The 25,425-nt window shown below is 62.5% G+C and carries 23 protein-coding genes; 7 read left to right on the top strand and 16 right to left on the bottom strand.

Annotated features, from left to right (window positions below):
* Window positions 1–2: 2 nt before the first annotated feature.
* The 3 genes from KZH41_RS19910 to KZH41_RS19900 all read left to right on the top strand — a co-directional run bounded on the left by KZH41_RS19910 (window position 3) and on the right by KZH41_RS19900 (window position 3,419).
* A complete protein-coding gene (locus KZH41_RS19910; RefSeq protein WP_094951548.1) occupies window positions 3–1,082 on the top strand; it encodes an alcohol dehydrogenase catalytic domain-containing protein in 1,080 nt (359 codons plus the stop codon).
* A gap of 1 nt (window position 1,083) precedes the next feature.
* Complete coding sequence (locus KZH41_RS19905; protein ID WP_242150889.1) at window positions 1,084–2,616, top strand: FGGY-family carbohydrate kinase; 1,533 nt, start codon at window positions 1,084–1,086, stop codon at window positions 2,614–2,616.
* Between the two features lie 77 nt (window positions 2,617–2,693).
* Complete coding sequence (locus tag KZH41_RS19900) at window positions 2,694–3,419, top strand: SDR family oxidoreductase (RefSeq protein WP_083357830.1); 726 nt, start codon at window positions 2,694–2,696, stop codon at window positions 3,417–3,419.
* On the opposite strand, the gene KZH41_RS19895 is transcribed toward KZH41_RS19900, so the two are convergent.
* From KZH41_RS19895 to KZH41_RS19825, 15 genes are all read right to left on the bottom strand, one after another.
* Window positions 3,416–4,420 carry a LacI family DNA-binding transcriptional regulator gene (locus KZH41_RS19895; RefSeq protein ID WP_094951550.1) on the bottom strand — a complete coding sequence of 335 codons (1,005 nt, stop codon included), beginning with the start codon at window positions 4,418–4,420 and terminating at the stop codon, window positions 3,416–3,418. The genes KZH41_RS19900 and KZH41_RS19895 overlap by 4 nt on opposite strands.
* A 58-nt stretch (window positions 4,421–4,478) precedes the next feature.
* A complete protein-coding gene (locus tag KZH41_RS19890) occupies window positions 4,479–5,342 on the bottom strand; it encodes a LysR family transcriptional regulator (RefSeq protein WP_094951551.1) in 864 nt (287 codons plus the stop codon).
* A 1,144-nt stretch (window positions 5,343–6,486) separates the two neighbouring features.
* The gene (locus tag KZH41_RS19885; RefSeq protein ID WP_176462947.1) at window positions 6,487–6,762 is read right to left on the bottom strand and encodes a hypothetical protein; all 276 of its coding nucleotides are present in this window, start codon (window positions 6,760–6,762) and stop codon (window positions 6,487–6,489) included.
* Window positions 6,763–6,854: 92 nt separating this feature from the next.
* Window positions 6,855–8,255 carry an amidase gene (locus KZH41_RS19880; RefSeq protein ID WP_094951317.1) on the bottom strand — a complete coding sequence of 467 codons (1,401 nt, stop codon included), beginning with the start codon at window positions 8,253–8,255 and terminating at the stop codon, window positions 6,855–6,857.
* On the bottom strand, window positions 8,252–9,520 hold the full coding sequence (locus tag KZH41_RS19875; RefSeq protein ID WP_094951318.1) for a Zn-dependent hydrolase: 1,269 nt from the start codon (window positions 9,518–9,520) through the stop codon (window positions 8,252–8,254). Before KZH41_RS19875 ends, KZH41_RS19880 begins: the two co-directional genes overlap by 4 nt.
* Before the next feature lie 13 nt (window positions 9,521–9,533).
* The gene (locus KZH41_RS19870) at window positions 9,534–10,229 is read right to left on the bottom strand and encodes an ABC transporter ATP-binding protein (protein ID WP_094951319.1); all 696 of its coding nucleotides are present in this window, start codon (window positions 10,227–10,229) and stop codon (window positions 9,534–9,536) included.
* The gene (locus KZH41_RS19865; RefSeq protein ID WP_094951320.1) at window positions 10,229–10,978 is read right to left on the bottom strand and encodes an ABC transporter ATP-binding protein; all 750 of its coding nucleotides are present in this window, start codon (window positions 10,976–10,978) and stop codon (window positions 10,229–10,231) included. The genes KZH41_RS19870 and KZH41_RS19865 overlap by 1 nt, the downstream gene beginning before the upstream one ends.
* On the bottom strand, window positions 10,975–11,985 hold the full coding sequence (locus KZH41_RS19860; RefSeq protein ID WP_094951321.1) for a branched-chain amino acid ABC transporter permease: 1,011 nt from the start codon (window positions 11,983–11,985) through the stop codon (window positions 10,975–10,977). Before KZH41_RS19860 ends, KZH41_RS19865 begins: the two co-directional genes overlap by 4 nt.
* A gap of 1 nt (window position 11,986) precedes the next feature.
* A complete protein-coding gene (locus tag KZH41_RS19855; RefSeq protein WP_094951322.1) occupies window positions 11,987–12,847 on the bottom strand; it encodes a branched-chain amino acid ABC transporter permease in 861 nt (286 codons plus the stop codon).
* A gap of 58 nt (window positions 12,848–12,905) precedes the next feature.
* A complete protein-coding gene (locus KZH41_RS19850) occupies window positions 12,906–14,108 on the bottom strand; it encodes an ABC transporter substrate-binding protein (protein ID WP_094951323.1) in 1,203 nt (400 codons plus the stop codon).
* A 177-nt stretch (window positions 14,109–14,285) separates the two neighbouring features.
* Window positions 14,286–15,053, bottom strand: coding sequence for a FadR/GntR family transcriptional regulator (locus KZH41_RS19845; RefSeq protein ID WP_094951324.1), 768 nt, complete (start codon window positions 15,051–15,053; stop codon window positions 14,286–14,288).
* A gap of 109 nt (window positions 15,054–15,162) precedes the next feature.
* Window positions 15,163–15,924, bottom strand: a complete 762-nt coding sequence (locus KZH41_RS19840; protein ID WP_094951325.1) for an alpha/beta fold hydrolase — start codon at window positions 15,922–15,924, stop codon at window positions 15,163–15,165.
* Between the two features lie 102 nt (window positions 15,925–16,026).
* Complete coding sequence (locus KZH41_RS19835) at window positions 16,027–17,442, bottom strand: efflux transporter outer membrane subunit (protein WP_094951326.1); 1,416 nt, start codon at window positions 17,440–17,442, stop codon at window positions 16,027–16,029.
* Window positions 17,435–19,408, bottom strand: a complete 1,974-nt coding sequence (locus tag KZH41_RS19830; protein WP_263273554.1) for a MacB family efflux pump subunit — start codon at window positions 19,406–19,408, stop codon at window positions 17,435–17,437. The genes KZH41_RS19835 and KZH41_RS19830 overlap by 8 nt, the downstream gene beginning before the upstream one ends.
* A 1-nt stretch (window position 19,409) precedes the next feature.
* Window positions 19,410–20,582, bottom strand: coding sequence for an efflux RND transporter periplasmic adaptor subunit (locus tag KZH41_RS19825; RefSeq protein ID WP_094951328.1), 1,173 nt, complete (start codon window positions 20,580–20,582; stop codon window positions 19,410–19,412).
* A 256-nt stretch (window positions 20,583–20,838) separates the two neighbouring features.
* Here KZH41_RS19825 and KZH41_RS19820 point away from each other — a divergent pair, with 256 nt between their 5' ends.
* The 4 genes from KZH41_RS19820 (at window position 20,839) to KZH41_RS19805 (ending at window position 24,910) form a co-directional block, all read left to right on the top strand.
* Window positions 20,839–21,321 (top strand): sigma-70 family RNA polymerase sigma factor, encoded by a 483-nt coding sequence (locus KZH41_RS19820; protein ID WP_094951329.1) that lies wholly within the window; start codon window positions 20,839–20,841, stop codon window positions 21,319–21,321.
* A gap of 119 nt (window positions 21,322–21,440) precedes the next feature.
* Window positions 21,441–22,778, top strand: a complete 1,338-nt coding sequence (locus tag KZH41_RS19815; protein WP_094951330.1) for a lysine N(6)-hydroxylase/L-ornithine N(5)-oxygenase family protein — start codon at window positions 21,441–21,443, stop codon at window positions 22,776–22,778.
* Window positions 22,779–22,844: 66 nt separating this feature from the next.
* Complete coding sequence (locus KZH41_RS19810) at window positions 22,845–24,065, top strand: putative DNA modification/repair radical SAM protein (protein WP_094951331.1); 1,221 nt, start codon at window positions 22,845–22,847, stop codon at window positions 24,063–24,065.
* Window positions 24,062–24,910 carry a TIGR03915 family putative DNA repair protein gene (locus KZH41_RS19805; RefSeq protein WP_094951332.1) on the top strand — a complete coding sequence of 283 codons (849 nt, stop codon included), beginning with the start codon at window positions 24,062–24,064 and terminating at the stop codon, window positions 24,908–24,910. The genes KZH41_RS19810 and KZH41_RS19805 overlap by 4 nt, the downstream gene beginning before the upstream one ends.
* Here the strand turns inward: KZH41_RS19805 and KZH41_RS19800 are convergent.
* Complete coding sequence (locus tag KZH41_RS19800; RefSeq protein ID WP_141240559.1) at window positions 24,907–25,347, bottom strand: hypothetical protein; 441 nt, start codon at window positions 25,345–25,347, stop codon at window positions 24,907–24,909. The two genes, KZH41_RS19805 and KZH41_RS19800, sit on opposite strands and share 4 nt — an antisense overlap.
* Window positions 25,348–25,425 lie beyond the last annotated feature (78 nt).

Raw genomic sequence — 25,425 nt, 5'->3', positions numbered from 1 at the left:
CCATGGACAAGCACACCGAAATGCAAGCCGTCGTCTGCCACGGCCCCAAAGACTATCGCCTGCAGCGCATCAGCAAACCCCAGGCGCGCCCCAATGAACTGGTGATCCGCATCGCCGCCTGCGGCATCTGCGCCAGTGACTGCAAATGCCACTCGGGCGCGGCGATGTTCTGGGGCGGCGATAACCCGTGGGTCAAAGCGCCCGTAGTGCCGGGCCATGAGTTTTTCGGCTATGTGGTTGAAGTGGGCGAGGGCGCCGAGGAGCACTTTGAAGTCGCCGTCGGCGACAAAGTGATCGCCGAGCAGATCGTGCCGTGCGCCAAGTGCCGCTTCTGCAAGTCGGGCAAATACTGGATGTGCGAAGTGCACAACATCTTCGGCTTCCAGCGTGAAGTGGCCGAAGGCGGCATGGCCCAGTACATGCGCATTCCCAAGACCGCCATCGTGCACAAAATTCCCGAATCGGTGTCGCTGGAGGACTCGGCGCTGGTGGAGCCGATGGCCTGCTCGATCCACACCGTCAACCGCGGTGAAATCCAGCTCGATGACGTGGTGGTGATTGCCGGTGCCGGCACGCTCGGGCTGTGCATGGTCCAGGTCGCCGCATTGAAGACGCCGAAAAAACTGGTGGTGATCGACATGGTCGACGAGCGCCTGGAGCTGGCCAAGCAATTCGGCGCCGACGTGGTGATCAACCCATCGCGCGACAACGCCCGCGAGATCATCAACGGCCTCACCGATCATTACGGCTGCGACGTGTACATCGAAACCACCGGCGTGCCGGCCGGTGTGACCCAAGGCCTGGACCTGATCCGCAAGCTCGGGCGCTTTGTCGAGTTCAGCGTGTTCGGCGCCGAAACCAGCGTCGACTGGTCGATCATCGGTGACCGCAAGGAGCTGGACGTGCGTGGCGCGCACCTCGGCCCGTATTGCTACCCGATCGCCATCGACCTGTTCGAACGCGGCCTGGTCACCTCCAAAGGCATCGTCACCCATGACTTCCCGCTGGATAACTTTGCCGAAGCGTTCGAGCTGGCCAACTCGACCAAGTCGATCAAGGTGCTGTTGAAACCGGTGATTTGAAATGAATTATGTGATGGGTGTGGACATAGGAACCCAGAGCACCAAGGCGCTGCTCGTGGATGCTCAAGGCACGATCATCGCCCAGCACAGCCAGGGGTATCGCGTGGATACCCCGAAAGTGCGCTGGGCCGAACAATGGCCGCAGGTCTGGCTGGAGGCCGTCGAGGCGTGCGTGGCGCAGTGCATGGCCAAGGCCGGCGTGGCCGCGCAGCAGGTCAAGGCACTGTGCATCAGCAGCCTGTACGGCGGCTCGGGGATTGCCGTGGATGCGCAGATCACGCCGCTGCACCCGTGCCTGATCTGGATGGACCGCCGCGCCGGCGAGCAGGTGGCGTGGGTGCGTGAGCATGTGGACCTGGAACGTTTGTTCGCGGTCACGGGCAACTCGGTGGACAGCTACTACGGCTTCACCAAGATGCTCTGGCTCAAGCAGCATCAGCCGCAAGTGTGGGCAGAAACACGTTACCTGCTGCCGCCCAACAGCTATATCAACTGGTGCCTGACCGGTGAGCTGGCGGTGGACCACAGCAGCGCCGGCAATATTGGCGGCGTCTACGACGTGGCGCAACGGCGCTGGTCCGAGGAGATGCTGGCGGCACTCGAGATTCCGTTGGCGATGATGCCCGAGCGGCTGGTGTATTCCGGTGAAGTCGTAGGCGGGCTGCTGGAAACCTGGGCTACGCGCCTTGGTTTACAGGCGGGGACGCCGATTCTTGCCGGTGGCGTCGATGCGGCCATGGCAACGTTGGCGGCCGGTGTCACGCAACCGGGCAACCACGTGGCGATGATCGGCACCAGTATGTGCTGGGGCTACCTGAACCAGCAGGTGGACGCGCGTCACGGGTTGGTGAGCATGCCGCATGTCTACAACGGCCACCGGGACCTGTACATCTTTGGCGGCGCGATCACCGCCGGGGCGTCGGTCAGTTGGTTTCGCGAGCAGTTCTGCCAGGCCGAGGAGCAGCAGGCCAAAGCCACCGGGCAGGACAGCCTGGTGTTGCTGGAGCAGAGCGCGATGAAGGTGCCGGCGGGCAGCGAAGGCTTGTTGTTCCTGCCGTACTTGATGGGCGAACGCAGCCCGGTGTGGGATGACCGCGCCAGCGGCAGTTTTGTCGGGCTGAACCTGTACCACAGCCGCATCCACCTGTACCGCGCGGTGCTCGAAGGCGTGAGTTTCGCCCTGCGCCACAACATCGACGCCGGCACGCAAGGCGCCCACTCGCTGGACCCGCGCCTGATTGTGGTGGGTGGCGCGAGCCATTCGGATTTGTGGATGCAGATTATTGCGGATGTCACCCGCTACCCGGTCTACACCATTGTGCAGGAGGTGGAAGCGGCGCTGGGCGCGGCGTTGCTGGCGGCGCATACGGTGGGGTTGGTGAGTGACGGGCAGATGGAGACGGGCTGGGTGCAGTTGGAACTGCGCGCGCAGCCCAAGCGCGAGAATGTCGCGGTCTATGACCAGGCGTTTGCGGCGTATCTAAAGCTGTATCCAGCCCTCAAACCCATCATGCACAGCCTGCAAAACAACTGAAACAACGCGGTCCAGAAATGTGGGAGCAGGCAAGCCAGCTCCCACAGGGGATCTTCATTGCCTATGGAATAGTGACCATGAACGCAGCCTTCAACTTCACCCACCAGCGCATCCTCGTCACCGGCGCGAGCAGTGGCATCGGCCACCAAATCGCCCTGCAACTGATCGCCAGCGGCGCCGAGGTCTTTGCCCTCGGCCGTGACGCCGAGGCCTTGGCCAAACTGGGCTGCAACACGGTCTGTGTGGACATCGCCGACAGCGCCGCGCTCGACAAAGCCCTGCATGACCTGCCGCCACTGCACGGCCTGGTCAACTGCGCCGGCATCTCGCGCTTGGAACCCGCCGCGGCGATCAGCGCTGATGCTTTCGACCCGGTGATGCAGGTCAACGCCCGCGCCGCCGCCCAGGTCGCCAGTCGGGTGGCGGCCAAGATGATCGAAGCGAAAGTCGCCGGCAGCATCGTCAATGTCTCCAGCCAAGCCTCATTGGTCGCGCTGGACGATCACCTCGCCTACTGCGCCTCCAAAGCCGCACTGGACGCGATCACCCGCGTGCAATGCGCCGAATGGGGCCGTTTCGGTATACGCGTCAACAGCGTTAACCCCACCGTCACGCTCACACCCATGGCGACCAGGGCCTGGTCCGACCCGGCCAAGCGCGACCCAGCGCTGGCGGCCATTCCGTTGGGGCGTTTCGCTGAAACCGTGGAAGTCGCACTGCCGGTGCTATTCCTGCTCAGCGACGCCGCGAGCATGATCAGCGGCGTAAGCCTGCCGATTGATGGCGGCTACACCAGCCGCTAGCCGTTTTCCAAAACGCCTGTGATCACCACTTTGTCCCGTGGTTTGTACGGATCTTCCAGGCGATCAAGCAGCAGGCGTACCGCGCTGCTGCCGGCCAAGGAGGCGTCGTGGGCCACGCAGGCGATGGGCACACCGAAGATATCGGCGAAGGGCAGGCGGTCAATGCCGCAGATGGTCAGGCTGTCGTGGGGGATGTTGTGCATGCGCAAGGCGCGCAACGCGCCGAGGGTGATCAACTGGTTGAAGCCCATGATCGCGTCCGGCGCCGTGTGTTCGGCCAGGTAGTCGAGGGTGTGCAGGTACGACGGCATCAGCGTGTAGTCGCCGGCCTGCACTTCAACCTGAATATGCGGATGGTCGGCGAGCACTTCGCGCAGGCCCTTGAGGCGCTCCACAGTGATACGCGAATGCGCGGGCCCGGTCAGCACCAGCAGGCGCTTGAGCTCGGGTGTCTGGCGCAGCAGGTAGTGCGCGGCCTGGATGCCGCTGTGGTAGTTGTCGAGCACCACACGGCTGAACGGGCTGTCGTGAATCGTACGGTCGAGCAGCACCACCGGGGTTTTGCCGTTGCCCAGGCGCTCCAGGTAATCAGGCTGGTAGCTCGGCTCATCGGAGACCGGCGACAAGATGATCCCCGCCACGCGGTAGCCCAGCAGGGTGTCGACGGCTTTGCTTTCCAGTTCTTCGAGCTCGTCGGTGTCCACCAGCATGATGGTGTAGCCGTGCTGTTTGGCCTCGCGGGAAATCGCCTTGATCATTTCGCTGTAGAACGGGTTGTCCACCGACGCTGTGATCACACCGATGATCAGGCTTTCACTGCGCTTGAGCCCACGGGCAAAGGCGTTCGGCACGTAATCCAGCTCCCGCGCGACTTCGAGAATGCGCGCCAGGGTGGCGGGTTTGACCAGGTCGGGCTTGCTCAGCGCGCGGGACACCGTGATGGTGGTCATGCCGACCCGTTTGGCGATGTCGCTGATGGTGACGGACTTTTTCTTGTTCATCGCTAAGGCTGCAAAAGGAAACATCCGCAGGCTAGCATGCGCGCAGGTGTAGGGTGATTCAAATCAGCGGGTCCCAGCGTTGTGACCAGTCACTTTCGGCTTTGACCACATCGCGCAGCAACGCCAGTGCCTGTTGCAACACCGCCGAATCCCGCGCCCGTGAGTACACCAGGTAAGTCGGGAAACTGAACTCCGGCGCCTTCGGCACGCGCTGCATCACGCCGCTGTCCAGGTAGCTTTGCACCACGCGCGTGCGGAAATAACCGGCGCCGCCGTTTTCCAGGATGTACTGCAAGGCTAGCGGCCCGAGGTTGAAACTCAGCGCGGCGCGGGCCTTGTCGGGTAGGGCGGCGTCATGCTGCTGGCGAAACCCTGGGCCCCAGTCGATGTAGACGTACGGGTCGGGTTTGCTCACCAACTGCACCAGGATCAGTTTTTCTTCCAGCACCTGCTCTACCTGCAACCCTGGCCAGTATTGGGGTTGGAACACTAGGGCGGCGTCGAGCACGCCCAGTTCCAGTTGGCGCAGCAGGTATTCGCCTTCGCGTACTTCGGTACGCAAGGCGTGCCCCGGGATATGTTCGCGCAGGGCTTGGGCCCAGCCGAGCATCAGTGGGTTGCACAGGCTGACCTCACCGCCGATATGCAACACATTGCGGTAGCCGTCGGGCAGCGGTAGGTCACGTTTTGCGGCTTCCCAGGTTTGCAGCAGCTGGTTGGCGTAGACCACAAAGGCCTCGCCGTCGGCGGTCAGGCGTGCACCGGCGCGGTTGCGGATGAACAGCGTGCTGTTGAGTTGGCTTTCGAGGTTTTTCACGCGTGCGGTGATGGCGGTCTGGGTGACGTGCAGTTTCTCGGCCGCTGCGGCCAGGCTGCCGCTGCGGGTTATTTCGAGGAAGGTGCGTGCCAGTTCGATGTCCATGAAGCCCCCGGGGATGAATGGGGGGCATTGTAGTGGAATGTGTTCAACGCTGTGGGAGGTGGGTTGCCTGTGATGGTGCTTCTTTAGGCGGATTGAGTACATATCCGTTGCTGCGGTAACGGCGGCTATTGGTTCCGCCCTTACGGCGGGTCACTTTTGGAAAAGAGCCCCAAAAGTAACCAAAGGGCTCTTGCCCCACCACTCGGTGCCTCGCCTAGGCTCGGCATGCCCTCACTCCGGCTTGAATCCGTGGGCCGCCGCCATGGGCCATCCTGGCCCATCGCGGCTAACCCGGCGTCCTGCCGGGTTACCCACGGATTCAAGCCTGCGTTCGGCCATCGTGGTTTAACGGGGCGCCTAAGATCAAGATCAAAAGCAAGAGCACGGCGGCCTAGTAGCCGACCTGAGTGGTAGAAGCAAAAGCAGGGCAAAACAGAGCAGAAGCAGAGCAGAAGCAGAGCACCACCACAGTTACCTGATGTAATGAAATCCCAATGTGGGAGCGGGCTTGCTCGCGAAGGCGGTGGGTCAGCCAGCTCATGTGTAACTGACCCACCGCCTTCGCGAGCAAGCCCGCTCCCACAATTTTGACCGAGTTTAGCTGTCAGCACCGTGGCACTCTGTTTTTCTGTGGGAGCTGGCTTGCCTGCGATGCAGACACCTCGGTGTATCAGGCATAGCCAGTTGATGCCATCGCAGGCAAGCCAGCTCCCACATTAGATTGAGTTCAGTTTCAAATATCAGGTCGGCTAGCAGGCCGCCTCGGCTTGCTTTTTGATCTAACCACTCAGGTCGGCTACCAGGCCGCCGTGCTCTTGCTTTTGATCTTGATCTTGATCTTAGGCGCCCCGTTAAACCACGCTGGCCGAACGCAGGCTTTGAGCGTGGGTAAACCGGCAGGACGCCGGTTTAGCCGCGATGGGCCAAGGATGGCCCATGGCGGCGGCCCACGGTCCAAAGCCGGAGTGAGGGCACACCGAGCCTAGGCGAGGTGCCGAGTGGTGGGGCAAGAGCCCTTTGGTTGGTTTTTGGGGCTCTTTTTCCAAAGTGACCCGCCGTAAGGGCGGAACCAATAGCCGCCGTGACCGCAGCAACGGATATGTACTCAATCTACCCAAAAATTCAGCTAAAGATTACCTGACCGTCACTGAAAACCGACGGACCAGCTTTGCGTCGTCTGGTCTTCATGACGCTGCTCCAGGTCATGTTCATACGTGCAGCGTGGGCCCTTGCAGTTGTACTCGAATGTCACCGGCGGCTGGGTCGTAACCGGGAACAACGATTTGGCCGTCGCCGGTGCAGCCTGTGGCGCAGCCTCGGTGGCAGGGGCTTCGTAGGTCAGGTCCAGCGCTGTGGCGTGGGCCATGGCCGGCAGGATGGCGAGCACTGCACTCGCCAGAACGGTCCTAGTGAATAGCATCAGAAACAATCCGCGCAACAAAATTGAAGCGCGAATTATAAGCCAGATCCAACCACAGATGCACAGCGCAACCCGCGGTCGAAAGCCACAGTTCAGAGCACGCACGGTGCTTCAAGGTGGTCGGCGGGGAACGCCTTTGCATAGGCCTGGCACACCCGCAGCACCTGTTCATCCGCAAACCGCGCGGCCACCACATGCAGGCCCACCGGCAAGCCATTCTCCGCCAGCCCGCACGGCACCGACGCCGCCGGTTGCTGTGTGAGGTTGAAGGGATAGGTAAACGGCGTCCATTGCATCCACTCAGTCATACCCGAACCCGGCGGCACGTTGTGCCCAGCCTCGAACGCGGTGATCGGCATCATCGGCGAAACCAGCACATCGTAATGCTCGTGGAACGCGGCCATCCGCGCGACCAGTGCAGCACGCGCTTCGAGGGCGTCGTTAAAGTCGCCCAGGCTCAGGTGCTCGCCGCGTTGTGCAATGCGCAGCAGGCCCGTGTCCAGCAGCTGTTTTTGCGCCTCGCTCATCGTGCTGGTCAGGCGTGCGGCGCCGGCGGCCCATAAGGTACTGAACACCTGCAGAGGGTCGCTGAACCCCGGGTCGATCTGCTCGACATGTGCGCCCAGTTGCACCAAACCGTCAACCGCTTGGGCGACGACTTTGGCCACTTGCGGATCGACATCCACATAACCGAATGTGGGGCTGTAGGCCACACGCAAGCCTTTCAAATCTGTACCTGGGGTGAGCCATGGCGTGGTCCGTGGCGCGCCGATCAGGCCATCGCGCGCATCCGGCTGCGCGACGGTTTGCAGCATCAGCACGGTGTCTTCCACCGTGCGGGTCATCGGCCCCAGGTGCGACAGAATGGTCATGGAACTGGCTGGCCATTGCGGCACATAGCCGAAGGTCGGCTTGATGCCGAAAGTGCCGGTAAACGCACACGGAATCCGAATCGAGCCGCCGGCATCGCTGCCCTGGTGCAGCACGCCCAGGTTCAACGCCGCCGCCGCCCCCGCGCCACCGGATGAGCCACCCGCCGTGGTGCGCGTGTCCCACGGGTTGCGGGTGATGCCGTACAGCGGGTTGTCGGTGACGCCTTTCCAGCCGAATTCCGGGGTGGTGGTCTTGCCCAGCAACACCGCGCCGGCCTTGCGCATCAAGGCTGAGAAGGGCGCATCCACGTTCCACGGCCCGTCGGCGGATGATGTGCGCGAGCCCTTGCGGGTGGGCATGCCGAGCGTCAACGTCAGGTCTTTGATGGATGCAGGCACACCGTCCAGCGCGCCGCAGGGTTGACCCTTGAGCCAACGTTGCTCCGAGGCGCGCGCAGCGTTCAATGCGCCTTCCGGATCGACATGGCAGTAGGCGTTCACCACCGGGTTGTAGCGCTCGATACGCAGCAAAGCGTCTTCGGTGACCTCCACCGGCGACAGGCTCTTGTCACGAAAATGCTGCAGCAGTTGCACCGCTGTCAGTTGCCCCATCTCACTCATGCCAGCTCCCCCTGTGCCGCGTTGACCATGGCGCGCAGCAACACCGCGCAGCCTGCCGCCAGGTCATCCGGCGCAGCGTTTTCGATTTCGTTGTGGCTGATGCCGCCTTCGCACGGCACAAAAATCATCCCGGCTGGGCCGAGTTCGGCGACGAAAATCGCGTCATGCCCGGCGCCGCTGACGATGTCCATATGGCTCAAGCCCAAAGCTGCTGCGCCATCGCGCACCGCGTTGACGCAGGCCGGGTTGAAGTCCAGCGGCGGGAAGTCGGCGGTGGGCGTCAGTTCAAACGTCAACCCATGCCGGGCAGCGGTGGCTTCGATCACGCCGCGCACTTCATCGACCATGGCCTGCAGCTTGTCGGCATGCAGGTGACGCAGGTCGAGGGTCATGTGCACCTGGCCGGGAATCACGTTGCGTGAACCGGGGTGCAGGCTCAGGCAGCCAACGGTGCCGCAAGCGTGCGGTTGTTGCTGATGGGCGATACGGTTCACCGCGCTGACCACCTCGGCGGCGCCGACCAGCGCGTCCTTGCGCAGGTGCATGGGCGTGGGGCCGGCGTGGGCTTCGACGCCGGTGAGGGTCAGGTCGAACCACTTCTGGCCCAGGCAACCCATGACCACGCCGATGGTGGTGGCCTGGTCTTCCAACACCGGGCCTTGCTCGATGTGTGCCTCGAAATATGCGCCCACCGCGTGGCCGAGCACCGCGCGCGAACCGGCATAGCCGATGCGCTGCAGTTCGGCTCCTACCGACAGGCCTTGCTCGTCGAGTTTGTCGAGGGTGTCCTGCAAGTCGAACTGACCGGCAAAGACCCCGGAGCCCATCATGCACGGCGGGAAGCGCGAGCCTTCTTCGTTGGTCCACACCACCACTTCAATCGGCGCTTGGGTCTCAATGCCGAGGTCATTCAAGGTGCGGATCACTTCCAGCCCGGCCATCACCCCGTAGCAGCCGTCAAACTTGCCGCCGGTGGGTTGGGTGTCGATATGGCTGCCGGTCATCACCGGGGGCAGGGCGGGATTACGCCCTGCGCGACGGGCGAAAATATTGCCGATGGCGTCGACACTCACGCTGCACCCGGCCGCCTCGCACCACTGCACAAACAGGTCGCGGGCCTGGCGGTCCAGATCGGTGAGCGCCAGACGGCACACGCCGCCTTTGACGGTAGCGCCGAGTTGGGCCAGGTCCATCAGCGATTGCCACAGGCGGTCGCGGTTGATCAGCGGGGCGTTGCTCTGGAGCGGTTGCGCAAAACTATTCATGGGCAGTCTCCGGTCAGGCGCTCAGCGCCAAGTAGCGGTTCTTGATCGTCGGGTCGGCGCGGAACGCAGCAGCACTGCCCTCGTAGACCACGCGGCCTTGTTCGAGTACGTAATGGCGGTCGGCGAGCTTGTCGCAGACCATCAGGTTCTGTTCCACCAGCAGCACCGGCAGGCCGTCGTCCTTGACCTTGCGCAGGATCTTCACCAGCTCGTCGACGATTACCGGTGCCAGGCCTTCGGTGGGCTCATCGAGGATCAGCAGCTTGGGGTCGTTGAGCAGCGCGCGGGCGATGGCTAGCATCTGTTGCTCGCCGCCGGAGAGGGCGTGGCCGGCGTTTTTGCGCCGCTCCTTGAGGCGCGGGAACATGCCGTACACATCTTCCAGCTGCCAGCGGCTGGTCTTACGCACGGCGATGCGCAGGTTTTCTTCGACGGTGAGCAGGCGGAAGATCCCGCGATTTTCCGGCACCAGCGCCAAACCCCGGCGGGCGATTTCAAAGATCTTTTGCCCCACCAGCGCCTGGCCGTTGAAATGAATCTGGCCCTGGCGCGGGCAGATAATCCCGAGGATGCTGCGCAGTGTGGTGGTCTTGCCGGCGCCATTACGCCCCAGCAACGTCACCAGCTCGCCGGGGTTGACGGTCAGCGACACGCCTTCCAGCACATGGCTCTTGTCGTAGTAGGAATGGATGTTTTCGACGATCAGCATCAGGCAGCCTCCCCAAGGTATGCAGTGCGCACGCGCTCATCGGCGCGCACAAATTGCGGCGTGCCTTCCACCAGGATCTGGCCGTGGCTCATCACGGTGATGCGTTGGCTGATGGACATGACAATGCTCATGTTGTGTTCGATCAACAGCACCGTGTGGTCGCGGCCCAGGTCGCTGATCAGTTGGGTCATGATCGGGATGTCATCGATGCCCATGCCCGAGGTGGGCTCGTCGAGCATCAACAGTTTGGGCTTGGAGCAGATCGACATGCCCACCTCCAGCACGCGTTGCTGGCCGTGGGACAACTCGCCAGCCAGGGTGTCGGCGCGGGCGGTGAGCTGCAGGCGCTCCAGTACCTGGTCGGCCATCTCCAGGTGTTCGCGTTTGCTGTCGACCCGGCGCCAGAAATTCAGGGCGCGCGCACCGTCGCGGCCTTGGGCGGCCAGGCGCAGGTTCTCGCGCACGCTGAGGTTCTGGAACAGGCTGGTGAGCTGGAACGAGCGCGCCATGCCCAGGCCGACGCGGGCGTGAGCCGGTTTGCGCATCAGGTTCTTGCCGTCGAAATGAATCGCCCCGGCGGTGGCCTGGCGTTCGCCGGTGAGGCAGTGGAACAGGCTGGTCTTGCCCGCGCCGTTGGGGCCGATGATGGTGTGGATGGTGCCGGCTTCGACCTTGAGGTTGACGCCGTTCACCGCATGGAACGCGCCGTAGGCCAGCGCCAGGTTTTTAGTTTCCAATAGGATGCTCATAGCCCTTGCTCCTTGGCGACGACGGCGGTTTTGCGACTGCCACGTACGCGTTCGAACAGCGACGACAACCCGCCCCACAAGCCACCGCGCATGAAGATCACCACCAGGATCAGGATCACCCCCAACAGCATCAGCCAGCGCGGCCACAGGTCGGAGAGGAAATCCCCCAGCAGCACAATGGAACCGGCGCCCAGCAAGGAGCCGAACAGCGAGCCGGTGCCGCCGACGATGGTCATGATCAGGATGTTTTCGGACATCGCCAGGTCGATATTCGACAGCGGCACAAAGTGCAGCAGCATCGCGTACAACGCCCCGGCAATCCCCGTGACCGCGCCGGACAGCACGAACACCAGGATCTTGAAGTGGCGCGTGTCGTAGCCGATCGCCGAGGCGCGGGTTTCGTTTTCGCGGATCGCCATCAAGGTGCTGCCGAACGGCGAGGCGATCACCCGGCGCGCGCCGATAAAGATCAGCAGGAACAGCACCGCGACAAAGCCGTAGAACGCGCGGGCGTCGGCCAGCGACAGCAGCACTGTTTCACCGATACGGATTTCCGGGCGCGGCACGCTGAGCAGGCCGTTGTCACCGCCGGTCCAGTCGCTCAAGGTGTAGGCGACGAAGTAGGCCATCTGGCTGAACGCCAGGGTCAGCATCACGAAGTAAATGCCGGTGCGCCGAATCGCCAGGGCGCCCACCAGCAACGCCAGGAACCCACCGGCCACGGCGGCGCCGAGCAGGGCGGTGAACAGGCCCAGTTGCAGGTGGATCATCAGCAGCGCTGCGCAGTAGGCGCCGGCACCGAAGAAGATGCCTTGGCCGAAAGACAACAGGCCGGTGTAGCCCAGCAACAGGTTGCAGGCCAGGGCGGCCATGGCGAAGATCAGGATTTCGGTGGCCAAGGTTGCCGAGGGCAAGATCAACGGCAAGCCGATCAGCACCGCCAGCACCCACAGCAACATGGCTTTGGACTGGGTTTTAGCAAAGGGCAGGGGGTTTTTCTCGCTCATGTCAGGCTCTCCCAAACAGGCCGTAAGGGCGTACCAGAATCACCACGGCCATTGCGCCGTAGATCATCAGGCTCGCGCCTTGGGGCCAGAGTGTGGTCATCAGGCTTTGCACCACGCCCACCAGTAAACCGCCGACCAGCGCGCCGCTGAACGAACCCATGCCGCCGATTACCACCACCACGAAGGCCACGCCGAGAATCTCCGGGCCGACGAAGGGTTGCGCACCGCGCAAGGGCGCAAACAGCACACCGGCAACGCCGGCCAGGGCCACGCCGAGGGCGAAGGTCATGGAGAACAGGCGCAAGATATTGGTGCCCAGCAGCGACACGGTTTCAGTGCTTTCACTGCCGGCCCGCACCAGGGCGCCAAAGCGCGTGCGTTCCAGCAGCAGCCACAGGCCCAGGCCGACCAGCCCGGAGAACACAATGAGGAACAGGCGGTAGTAGGGGTAGACGAAGTCGCCGACCACTAGCACGCCGCGCAGCAGTTCCGGCACGGCGACGCTTTTACCGACCGGGCCCCAGATCATCACGCTGGCTTCCTGGATGATCAGTGCGATCCCCAGGGTCACCAGGATCTGGAACATGTGCGGCAGGTGGTAAATTCGCTGGATCAACACGCGCTCGATCACCCACGCCAGTGCGGCCACCACCAGCGGCGCGATCAGCAGCGCCAGCCAGAAGTTGCCGGTGAGGCTTACGGCGGTGTAGCAGATGTAGGCGCCCAGCAGGAAGAACGCGCCGTGGGCGAAGTTGACGAAGTTGAGCAGGCCGAAAATGATCGTCAGCCCGACCGCGATCAGGAAGTAGATCATCCCCAAGCCAAGGCCGTTGAGAATCTGGAACAGGTAAAGATTAAGCATGCAGGAACCCTCAGCAGGACGCTGCTCGCGCAGCCCTGCGGTGCACTGTTTCAGGGGATCAGGCGAGCGTGCAGCCCGTCGCCTCGACCGGCGGGAACGACTGGCCGGCGCTGAGCACTTTGGCCAGGTCGTCCTTGTCGGCCATGTCGCCGGCGGCTTTGCCGATCATCAGGTAGTAATCCTTGATCACCTGGTGGTCGCCGGCACGGATTGATTCCTTGCCGGTCGGGCCGTCGAAGCTCAGGCCTTGCATGGCCTTGGCCACGGTCGGGCCATCAACGCTGCCGGTGGCGATGATGGTGTCGAGCATGACCTTGGTGCTGATGTAGTCAGCAGCCAGCGGGTAGGTAGGGTTGATGCCATATTTGGCCTGGGTCAGCTTGACCAGTTCGCGGTTGAGCGGGCTGTCGACCTGGTGCCAGTACTGCGCGCCGAGGTACACGCCTTCGAGCACGTCGCTGCCCAGCTCCTGGAACTGGTCGAGGCCGGCAGACCACACCAGCAGCACTTTCATGCGCTCCTTGATGCCGAAGTTCACTGCCTGGCGCAGGGTGTTGGACGACTGGCTGCCGAAGTTGAGCAGCACCAGCACGTCAGGCTTGGCGGCGATGGCGTTGGTCAGGTAACCGGAGAACTCCTGCTCTTGCAACGAGTGGTAGCTGTTGCCGACGTGCTCCAGGCCGCTTTCCTTGAGCACGGTCTTGGCGCCTTCGAGCAAGGCCTCGCCGAACACGTATTGCGGGGTGATGGTGTACCAGCGCTTGGCGTCCGGCAGCAGCTTGATCAGCGGCACGATGGTTTCGCGAATCGCGCCGTAGGTGGGCACCGACCAGCGAAACGTCGCGCTGTTGCAGTCCTTACCGGTGACTTCATCGGCACCCACCGGGGTCATGAACACGCCGCCGACCTTGCTGACTTCCTTGGCCACCGCCAATGCCGATGACGACAGCGTGCAACCCTGGAAGAACCGCGCGCCGTCCTGCTGGATGGCCTCCTGCACCTTGCGCACCGCCCTGCCGGCGTTGCCTTCGGTGTCGATGACTTTGTAGTTCAGCGCCCGCCCGAGAATCTGCGGGTGTTGTTCCACCGCCAGGCGCGAACCCATGTCGGCAAACTTGCCATAGCTGGCAAAGGCGCCGGACATGGACTTGAGGCCGTAAAAGGTAAAGGGCTCGGCGGCGAATGCAGAGCGCACACTCAGCGGAAGGCTGAGCGCGGCGGCGGCGGTGAGACTGGCTTTCAACAACGTACGACGCTGCATGGGGTGACTCCCTGGTTTAGTTATTGGCAGGAGCGGCAATGGCGATACGGTGGAGCAGGGCCTGTGGGCAGGCCTTTTATTGGATAAGGCGATTTATTGGGCGACTCGGTCAAATGTGGGAGCTGGCTTGCCAGCTCCCACATTGATTGGGTTTGCACAGGTGGATCTGTGGTGTTCTTAAGAGTGATCAAACTCCAGCAAAAAGTGCGGGCTGACCTCGCCTTCCAGCGCAGTCATGTGGTGTTCGGCATCGCACATGTGTTCGTGCATCAAGCTGCGCACCGCGCATTCATCACCCGCGCGAAAGGCGCTCAGCAACTGCTTGTGGTAGTCGAGGTTGGCCGCGTCGAACTGCTTGCGCTTGGGTTTGTAAGCTTTTTTCAGCACCACCAGATCGCGCAGCAAGTCGTTGAGAAACTGCGCCATGAAACTCAGCAGCGGGTTGGGGCAGGCCTTGGCCAGCAGGTTGTGGAACTCCAACTCTGCCAGGCGTTGTTCGCGCTGGCCGGCTTCGCTGTCTTCCGGCGCGCTGCAAAAATCCACGTTGTCTTGCAGGGCCTGGTAATCCTCTTCGCTCAGGCGCCCGAGCACCGACACCGCCAGTTCCACTTCGATGACCTTGCGCAGCTGGTACACCTGCTCGCCATCCAGATGTTGGAAGTGCAGGTAGTTACGCAACGCGCGGCTGGCGGGCTCGGTGCCGGCCTGGTTCAAGTAAGCCCCGCCACTGGGGCCGGTGCGCGTGCTCACCAAACCTTCCACTTCCAGGGCCTTGAGCGCCTCACGGGCTGATCCTTTGGAGCACTGGAAGCTTTCCATCAGCTCGCGCTCCGTGGGCAGGCGATCGCCGGGTTTCAAGGCGTCGGTGACGATCGAGCGCTTGACCGACTCCACAATCACATCGGAGAGCTTCTGGCGTTTGCGGCGCAAAGGGCGGCTGAGCATGGTGGTCTATTGATCCTATTAATGCGGATTAATAGCACTTAATAACGATTGGGCGAGAGCGTCAACGCAGGGTGTCGTTTTCGGCATTAAGAGGTCGTAAACGCGGTGACTATTCCCAGCTGCCGAGGTCGAGGCAGCGTGTGGAGGCGGGTGGCTGTTTGCCGGACACCAGGAAATCGCCCACCCAGCGGTTGACGCACCCGGCGGTGGCGGTGCCGGGCTTAGTCGAGTCCTTGAGCAGCAATTGCTCGACGCCGGTGGGCGGTGGCTCAGCTCGCCCGGCGTTGACCAAGACCATGCGTGCGACGCGCTCGGGAAACAACGCCGTATAGCGGCTGCCGAGCCGGGTGGCATCGGCGTTGCCGAGGTAGTTGAGCTGCGCCTCGCCCAGTTGTGCGCGTACAAATTCCATATCTCGCGCAGCTTGCTCGACTCCGGATTCCTCGCTCAGGTCGCGGGCGCTCAGTTCAATCACGTCATAACGGTTGGTCAAGGTGCGATAGGCCTGGGTGGCGTAGGACTCCCAGCGGCTGACCAAATGGATGGCAAAGGTAACGCCTTGGCCTTTTTGCGGCTCGCCGGCCTGGATGAACACCACGCCTTCGCGGTTGAGCGGGTGCCGGGCGCCGACACGGGTCAGGGCCAGGCGCACGTTGCCGCGCTTGGGCGCGGCATAGTCGCGGGGCACGCTCACGCTGCCGCATTGGGTGCGATCCAGCACCTCGGGGTCCGGTTGGTGAAAGGCGGGGAAGGGGCAATCCAACAGCCAGTCAATCGCGGTGGGCGCGATCAGGGGCTCGGCAAACCCCCGGCCTGCGATCAGCCAGAGGCAGAGGCACGCCAGGCTTTTTACAAAAACGCTGGGTTTCATCTAGAGGTACCGGGCAGACGTCTGAGGACGGCTTTTTACCAAGTACCAGGGGTAGACGAATGTAGGTTTATTAAACGGTTTGTGTAGGAAATCGGAGTTTTGTTATCGGGTGTCGGCGTTCCAGCCGCCGCCTAATGCTTTGTACAGCGCAATGCTGGCTTGCAGGCGTGACAGCCGCAGTTGCACGTTCAAGTCCTGGGCCGCGTACAGCGTGCGTTGGGTTTCCAGCACAGTCAGCAAATCTTCGGCACCCGCCTGGTAGCGGCTTTCGGCGATCTGGAAGGCGGTCTGGGCCTGCAGCAATTCTTCGGCTTGCCATTGGCGCTGCTCATCCAGGCGCGTGATGCTGCTGAGGGATTTCTCCACGTCGGCAAAGCCATTGATGATTGCGCCGCGATAGGTTTGCAGCAGCTCGTCCTGGCGCGCGCGAGCCTTGTCGCGTTCGGCGCTTAAACGGCCATTGTTGAAAATCGGCGCCACCAGGCCCGAGGTCAGGGTGTAGAACGGGCTGCGTAAAATGTCTGCGGCCTTGTCCGAACCTGAGCCCAGGGTCGCGCCCAAGGTCACTGTGGGCAGCATCGCCGCGCGTGCCACCGTGACGTCGGCACTGGCCGCGGCCAGCTGTGCTTCGGCCTGGGCCAGGTCAGGGCGACGGCTCAGCAGTTGGCTGGGCACGCCCGGGCCAATGGTCGGCCAAGTCAGCGCCTGGAACGGCTCGGTACCCAGGTTGAGGGCTTGCACGGGCTGGCCGAGCAGGGCGGCCAGCGTGATCTGCGATTCTTGCGCCACTTGCTGAATCAGCGGCAGTTGCCGTTGCTGGCTGGCCACCAGGCTTTTCTGTTGGGCCAGTTCCAGGGCAGTGGCGGAGCCGGCATCGAAGCGGGTTTGCACCAGGTCGAGCACATTGCGCGCGTTCGCCAGGTTCAACGCGGCGATCTGTAGTTGTTGGCGTGCAGCGAGGGTTTGCGCGTAGCGGTCGGCCACGTTGCTGAGCAGGGTTAGCTCTACCGTGGCCTGGTCGAATTCGCTGGCGCGCAGGGTTTGCACGGCGCTATCGCGGGCGGCGGCGCGGCCACCCCAGAAATCCACTTCATAGCTGGCCGTCAGATTGGCGCCGAAGCTGTCGACGGTCTTGTCGCTTTGCGTGGCATCCAATGTCGAGTTGCCGCTGCCGCGCAGCAGCTTTTGACGGCTGGCGGTGAGGTTGAAATTCACCTCGGGTAACAAGGGCGCGCCGGCAATCACGGCACTGGCCTGGGCCTGGCGCACCCGCGCCATGGCGGCGGCCACGTTATAGCTGTCACGCCGCGCCTGATCGATCAGGCGGTTGAGTTGCGGGCTGCCGAATTGTGTCCACCAGCGCTGGTTGGTCGCCTGGGCTGCCTCTCGCTCGGCGTATTGCCACGCAGCAGGCGGCGCAATGCCGCTGTCGACGGCAGGCGGGTTACCGGCGCAGGCGTTGAGCAACAGGCACAGGCTGAGCACCGACAAGCGCGGTGTGAGGGTTTGTTTATTCACTGGTCAACGCCTTAACCGGATCGAGCCGGGCAGCTTTACGGGCCGGCATAAAGCCGAATACGACACCGGTGACCAGCGCACAGCCAAATGCGCCCAATACCGCCACCAGGGAAAACTGCACGGCCACTTCGGCCAGCACCAGCACGCCGCCGACCAGCAGCGCCAATGCGACGCCGCACAGACCGCCGACCACCGAGAGCATTACCGCCTCGGTGAGAAACTGGCGCAGGATGTCGCGCTGACGCGCACCGGTGGCCATGCGAATGCCAATTTCGCGGGTGCGTTCACGCACGGTCATCAGCATGATATTCATCACGCCGATCCCGCCCACCAGTAGGGAAATTGCCGCAATCGAACCGAGCATCAACGACAGCGTGTTCGCCGTGCGCGCTTCGGCCTGGATCATCGCCGCACTGTTGGTCAGTTGGTAGTCACGCTTGCCGTTGTGCAGTTTGAGCATCAACTGGTCGATAGCCTGTTCGGCCTCATGCACCTTGCGCGCATCGGCGGCGGCAATTACCACGTATTCAGGGTTATAGGTGCCGAACAGGCGCACGCTGGCGGCGGTGTAGGGGATGGCGACACGGTCGTCGCTGTCTTCACTGCCGGAGCTGGAGCCTTTTTCCGCCAGCACGCCAATGATCTGGAATGGCACGTTTTCGATCAAGATGTATTGGCCAAGCGGGCTGGCGACGTTCTTGAACAGTTTCTCGCGGATACGATGGCCGATCACCGCGACCGTAGCCCCGGCCCGCTCGTCGGCCGCAGTGAAGTAGCTGCCCTCAACCACCGGCCAGTTGAAAATCTCCGGGAAGTTGACGTCATTGCCGCCCACGTACGCCAGGTAGTCCAAGTTGCCGAAGCGCACCCCGGCGTAGCTACCGTTGACCGGCATGATGCGCTTGACCTGTGGCAGTTCCGCCAAGGCCGCGACGTCGTTGAGGGTCACGATGCCCGGCGGCGTACGCGGGTTAGGCGATGAACCACTGAGGTAGATGATGTTGGAACCGAACGCGCCCATCTGCGCCATGACCTGGCGCTTGCTGCCTTCGCCCACCGCCAGCATCACCACCACCGACGCCACGCCGATGATGATCCCCAACAGCGTCAGCGCGGTGCGGAAGCGGTTGATCCACATCACCCGCCAGGCCGCTTGCACCGCGTCCAGCAGTTCGGCTTTCCAGGCGCCGTCGTGTTCGGCCCCGTCGGCCAGGCGCTGGCGCAGGTCCACGGCTTGCAGTGCGTCGCTGTTGGCCGTGACGGGCACGTGGGTGTCACTGCGCGCTGAGTCGCTGATGATCAGGCCATCGCTGATCTCGATGATGCGGTTGGCGTGCGCCGCGACTTCGCGGTCGTGGGTAATCAAAATGACCACGTGGCCCTGGCTTGCCAGTTCATCCAGCAGCAGCATCACCTCGGCGCCGCTGTGGCTGTCGAGGGCACCGGTGGGTTCGTCGGCGAGGATGATATGCCCGCCGTTCATCAGTGCGCGGGCAATCGAGACGCGCTGTTGCTGGCCACCGGAGAGCTGGTGTGGGCGGTTGTTGGTACGGTCAGCCAGGCCCAGGCGGGTGAGCAGGGCCTTGGCGCGGGCGTGGCGTTCGGCGGCGCTGATGCCGGCATAGATCGCCGGCATCTCGACGTTTTCCTGGGCCGAGCCCGACGGGATCAGGTGGTAACCCTGGAACACGAAACCAAAGGCTTCGCGGCGCAGCCAGGCCAGTGCGTCGCTGTCCAGGTGCGCGACGTTTTCCCCGGCGAACAGGTAGTCGCCCACGGTGGGGCGGTCGAGGCAGCCGAGGATATTCATCAGCGTGGATTTGCCGGAGCCCGAGGCGCCGACGATGGCGACGAACTCTCCGGCATGGATCGACAGGTCGATCCCGCGCAATACATCGACCTGCGGGCTGTCGCCGCCGCCGTAAGATTTGCAGATGTTCTTGAGTTCAATCAGCGGCGTGGTCAAATCAACCTCCGCTGCCGTCGGCCGGGCCGATCAGCAGGTGATCGCCTTCGTTCAGGCCGTCCAGCACTTCTACCCGCAGGCGGTCGCTGATGCCCAGGCGCACTTCGCGTTCCTGGATGGCGCCGTTTTTGGCCACGACCCGGGCGATCTGCTTGTCGCTGCCTTGGCTGCCGAGCAGGGCGGCGACCGGCACAGTAAGGGCGTCCTTGACTTGGCTGGCGACGAAAAACACCTGGGTGGTCATCTCGGCCATCAACGCGTTGTCGCTGTTGTCCACGTCCAGCAGCACGGTGTACAGCACTACGCGGCCGCTGCCGGTTTTGCTGGTGCTGTTGGGGCTGCCATTGCCCTGGCTGGCTTCATTGAGCGGCTTGGGCGGGATCGGCAGGATCTGGCGCACGGTGCTGGTCCAGCGCCGTTTGCCGCCGGCGAGGGTGGTGAAATAGGCGCTCATGCCTGGTTTAACGTGGCCGATGTCGGCTTCGGACACCTCGGCCCACACGGTCATCGGCGACAATTTGGCGATGCGCAGGATCAGCGGCGTCTGTTGCTGGGCGTTGAGGGTCTGGCCGACCCGCGCGTCCACCGCCACCACGGTGCCGCTCATGGGCGCGTAGATGCGTGTATAGCCCAGCTCAGCCTCGTCACTGCGCAGGCTGGCCTGGGCCTGGCGGATCTGCGCCTGGAACATGTCGACCCGGGCCTGGGTGGCAGTTAGTTCGGCCCTGGCGGTTTGCACGTCTTCTTCGCGGGTGGCGTTGCCTGCAACCAGGCGTTGCTGGCGCTGGTATTTCTGGCGGGCGAGTTCGTGCTGGGCTTTCTGTTCCTGCAACTGGGCCTTGAGGTTTTCAATGGCGTAGCGGCTGGCATCGAGCTTGGCCTGTTGCGTGGCGGGGTCAATTTCCACCAGCAGCTCGCCTTCCTCGACGTGGTCACCCGCTTCCACGTGGATCTTGCGGATCTGCCCGGACGCCTGGGCGCCCACGTCGACATACCGGCGTGGTTGCAGGGTGCCCAGTGCGGTGACGCTGTTTTCAATGTTGCCGCGGGTTACGGTGACCGTGGGCAGGCTGTCGCGGCCCGGCGGCAGCACTTGCCAGGCCACCACCGCAAGGATGGGGAACAGGCACGCGACAACAAGCAGGGCGCGTCGGGCGGGGCGAGGGCGTTTCATGCATTGGTTCCAGCCAGGAAATTGAGGCCGCATTGGCGGAGGGCTGACAGTTATACGAGAAAATTGCCCGAGAATTTAGGTGTTTACATACGCGGTAACAGCTCTATCGAATAAAAAAATCGTACGTTGATGCAAGACTTCTTTAAAACTAGATGAGAATTACTATAAATTGCACGTACTCAAACTGCCATCATTCATGGCCTGCCTTCTTTAGCACTCAAGGATTAGATGCCGCCTACCCTGGCGGCCGGGAGTCATGTTGGAAAACTACTATCGCGAGCTGGTGTGTTTCCTCAACGCCAAGCTGGGCAACCGTCAGGTGGCCGAGGATGTGGTGCATGACGCTTATGTCCGGGTGCTGGAGCGCGCAAGCGACACGCCGATCGACCAACCGCGCGCGTTTTTGTACCGCACGGCACTTAACCTGGTGATCGACGGCCACCGGCGCAACGCTTTGCGCCAGTGCGAACCCCTTGAGGTGCTCGATAACGAAGGGCGTTTCGCCCCCAGTTCACCGCATGTCAGCCACGATCAGGGCCAACGCCTGGAAATGCTCGAACGTGCCCTGGCCGAACTGCCGGCGGCCTGCCGCGACAGCTTCCTGCTGCGCAAACTCGAGGGCCTGTCCCACCTGCAAATCGCCGAGCGCCTGAGTATTTCCCGCAGCGTGGTGGAAAAACATATCGTCAACGCCATGAAGCATTGCCGGGTGCGCATGCGTGAGTGGGAAGCGCACTGATCAACGATCAGTTAAATTTTATTTCATTGTCCTCGTTTCCTATCAACACATGACCTGTTGTTCAGGTCTTGAAGGTATTCCCGCCCCACCGCCAAGGGGCTTATCCAGAGGACACTGGAATGACACAGGCAATTGCTTCGCCCGCGGTTCACGACCTGATCGGTATCGGTTTCGGCCCTTCGAACCTGGCGCTGGCCATCGCCCTGCAGGAGCGCGAAAAAGCCCAGGGCAAACTGGACGTCCTGTTTCTCGACAAACAGGCCGACTACCGCTGGCACGGCAATACCCTGGTGACCCAGAGCGAGCTGCAGATTTCGTTCCTCAAGGACTTGGTGACCTTGCGCAACCCCACCAGCCCGTACTCCTTCGTCAACTACCTCAAAGCCCACGACCGGCTGGTGGACTTCATCAACCTCGGCACCTTCTACCCGTGCCGCATGGAGTACAACGACTACCTGCGCTGGGTCGCGGGGCAGTTCCAGCCGCAGGCCAGCTATGGCGAGGAAGTGCTGGCCATCGAGCCGATCCTGCATCAGCAACAGGTTGAAGCGTTGCGCGTGATCTCCCGGGATGCGCAGGGTGACCAGCATGTGCGCACCACCCGTTCGGTGGTGGTCAGCGCCGGCGGCACACCGCGTGTACCCGAAGCGTTCAAAGGCCTCAAGGATGACGGCCGGGTGTTCCACCATTCCCAATACCTGGCGCGTATGGCCCAACAGCCGTGCGTTGAAGGCAAGGCGATGCGCATTGCAATCATCGGCGGTGGTCAGAGCGCGGCTGAAGCCTTTATCGACCTCAACGACAGCTTCCCATCGGTGCAGGTCGACATGATCCTGCGCGGTTCGGCGCTCAAGCCCGCCGATGACAGCCCGTTCGTCAACGAAGTGTTCTCGCCGGCGTTTACTGACCTGGTGTTCCAGCAAGTCGGCGCCGAGCGCGAGCGCCTGGTGGCTGAATACCAGAACACCAACTATTCGGTGGTGGACCTGGACCTGATCGAGCGCATCTATGGCATTTTCTATCGCCAGAAAGTCTCCGGCGTTGCTCGCCAGGCTTTCCGCACCATGACCGTGGTCGAGAAAGCCAGCGCCAGCCCGCTGGGCATCGAACTGGCCTTGCGCAACAACGCCAGCGGCGAAACCAGTGTCAGCCATTACGATGCCGTGATCCTGGCCACCGGCTACGAACGCCAGATGCACCGCGAACTGCTGGCACCCTTGGAAGCCTACATGGGCGACTTCGAGGTGGCGCGCGACTACCGCATCGTCACCGACGAGCGCTGCAAGGCCGGCATCTATATCCAGGGCTTCAGCCAGGCCAGCCATGGGTTGAGCGATACCTTGCTGTCGGTACTGCCGATTCGCGCGGATGAGATTGCGGCGTCGTTGTATGAGCATGACCGTCACCGTGGCAAAGCGCGTTCGGTGCAGGACGTGTTGCTCGCCACTGCGAGCTGACAGGCAACACTTGTGACATCGGGGGCTCGCTGATACTGTACAAAAAACCAGTATCGGTAGCCCTCCATGCAATTGATCGAAAAACTCAGCATCCTCGCCGACGCCGCCAAGTACGACGCTTCCTGCGCCAGCAGTGGCGCGCCCAAGCGCAGCTCCGAGGGCAAAGCCGGCCTGGGTTCGACCGATGGCATGGGGATCTGCCACAGCTACACCCCGGACGGCCGTTGCGTGTCGCTGCTCAAGGTGTTGCTGACCAATTTCTGCCTCTACGACTGCCAATACTGCGTCAATCGCCGCTCCAGCGACGTGCCCCGTGCACGTTTCAGCCCGGAGGAGGTGGTCACCCTGACCCTGGATTTCTACCGGCGCAATTGCGTCAGCGGGCTGTTCCTCAGTTCCGGCATCATCCGTTCGGCCGACTACACCATGGAACAGTTGGTGCGGGTGGCGAAACTGCTGCGCGAAGAGCATGACTTTCGCGGCTACATTCACCTCAAGACCATTCCCGAAGCCGACCCGGCGCTGATCGCCGAGGCCGGGCGCTATGCTGACCGGCTCAGCGTGAATATCGAACTGCCCACCGATGCCAGCCTGCAAACCCTGGCGCCGGAGAAGCAGATCGTTTCGATCAAGCAAGCCATGCAGACCATTTATACCGGCGAGCAAACCGTCCTCAACGAGCCACGCGCGCCGCGTTTCGCTCCGGCCGGGCAGAGCACGCAGATGATTGTCGGCGCCGACGACACCGACGACAGCACCATCTTGCATGGCGCCGAAGCGCTGTATGGCAACTACAAGCTGCGCCGCGTGTATTACTCGGCGTTCAGCCCCATCCCCAACAGCCCGAAAAGCGTGCCCCTGGCCGCGCCGCCGTTGATGCGCGAACACCGCTTGTACCAGGCGGACTTTCTGCTGCGTAGTTACGGCTTCAGTGCCAACGAACTGTTCCAAGGGCCGGGCCATCTGGCGCTGGATATCGACCCCAAGCTGGCCTGGGCCCTGGAGCATCGCGAGGTGTTTCCCCTGGATCTGAACCGCGCCGAACCGACCTTGATCGCGCGAATCCCCGGCATCGGCCTGCGCACCACTCAGCGCCTGGTGGACCTGCGCCGCGAGCGCAAGATCCGTTTCGAAGACCTGGCGCGCATGCGCTGCGTGCTGGCCAAGGCCAAGCCGTTTTTCATCACCAGCGACTACCACCCGCAACAGGCCGAGAGCACCAGCGTGCTGCTGCGCGAGCAACTGCGCGACCGCCCGCAGCCACAGCAAATGGGGTTGTGGGGATGATCAGCCTGGAATGCGACAACCTGTTCAGTACCTGGCGTGAACAGGCGCGCTGGCTGCTCAGCCATCAGGTCGACCCCAGCAAAGTAAGCTGGGGTGAGGTGCACGTGGCGGACCTGTTTGCCACCGACGAGTCCATTCCTGAACAGCTTGGGCCGTTCCAGGCGCGGATTCCCAAAGCCTTGTTGGAACTGCTGGAATCGGCGGCTTGCTATCACGGCGATCAGCGTTGGAGTTTGCTCTACGAGGTGTTGTGGCGGGTCAGTCATGGCGACCGTACGGCCATGCTGGCAGGTGACAAACTGGGCAGCGAGTTACAGCGGCGGATCAAGCAGGTCAGCCGCGAAGCCCATCACTTGCATGCATTTGTGCGGTTTATTGCCGTGCCCGCAGAGGCTGGCCCTGAGCTGCCGGAGTACGTGGCCTGGCATGAGCCGGCCCACGACATATTGAAATCAGCCAGCCAGCACTTTATCGGGCGCATGGGCCGCCATCGCTGGATGATCGCCACGCCGTTGGATGGGGTTTACTACGATGGTGAGCAGTTGATTCATCAACGGCAGTGCCCCGAGGCGTGGCAGCAACTGGCGCAAAATGTCGAAGACCCGCATAGCGCCATGTGGCTGACCTACTACAGCCACATCTTCAACCCGGCGCGCTTGAACCCCAAGGTAATGGAGGGGCACTTGCCCAGCCGGTTCTGGAAGAACTTGCCGGAGGGTAAGTTGATCCCGGGGTTGATCAGTGAGGCGCGGACGGGCAAACAGAAGGATGGGCAGGCGAAGCTTGTAGGCGCCAAGCCTGGTAAGCGAATTGCGAACCCTATCAATGCGGGAGCTGTTGTTTAGTTCGTGCGCGGGGTGGGGCTTTGCGCGGGAGGGCTGATGAACTGCTTCAGCGGCGAATCCAGGTCATCGGTTTTAACCGGCGGGCGAAAGTCTTGAGTGCTGGCAGGTATCACATTCTTCAGTGCGTAATCGGCGCCGGAAGGTTGAGTGCCTGAAGGGGTGGGTTGGCTTGCAACGCCAGGCAGCTCTTTCAGGCAGTTCTCTTTCTCGATGCCCTCCGGGAAATCACGACAGGCCTGTTCGCGGTTTTTGCGAATACACCGTTCTCGTTCTGCAGGCACCAGGCGATTCTGACAAGAAGCCCCCGACAATATCCCGACGACTACCTTAAACCACGCGGCTGAAGCGTCGCTGCCGGCTGGGGCTGCCTGAGCGGCAGGCGAGAGGAGGCAAGTGAACAGTGCGCAAATCAATAATGACGTTTTGATGGTGTTCATCCTTGAAACGGCCAACCAGCAGTAAGCTCGGTATAACATCGTGGTGTTTCAAACTGCAACATGATGGTCGTTCCCACG

The sequence above is a fragment of the Pseudomonas sp. YeP6b genome (assembly GCF_025642995.1).
GTDB lineage: Bacteria > Pseudomonadota > Gammaproteobacteria > Pseudomonadales > Pseudomonadaceae > Aquipseudomonas.
The sequence above is the reverse complement of the archived record's forward strand: the minus strand, read 5'-3'. Positions and strand labels throughout refer to the sequence as shown.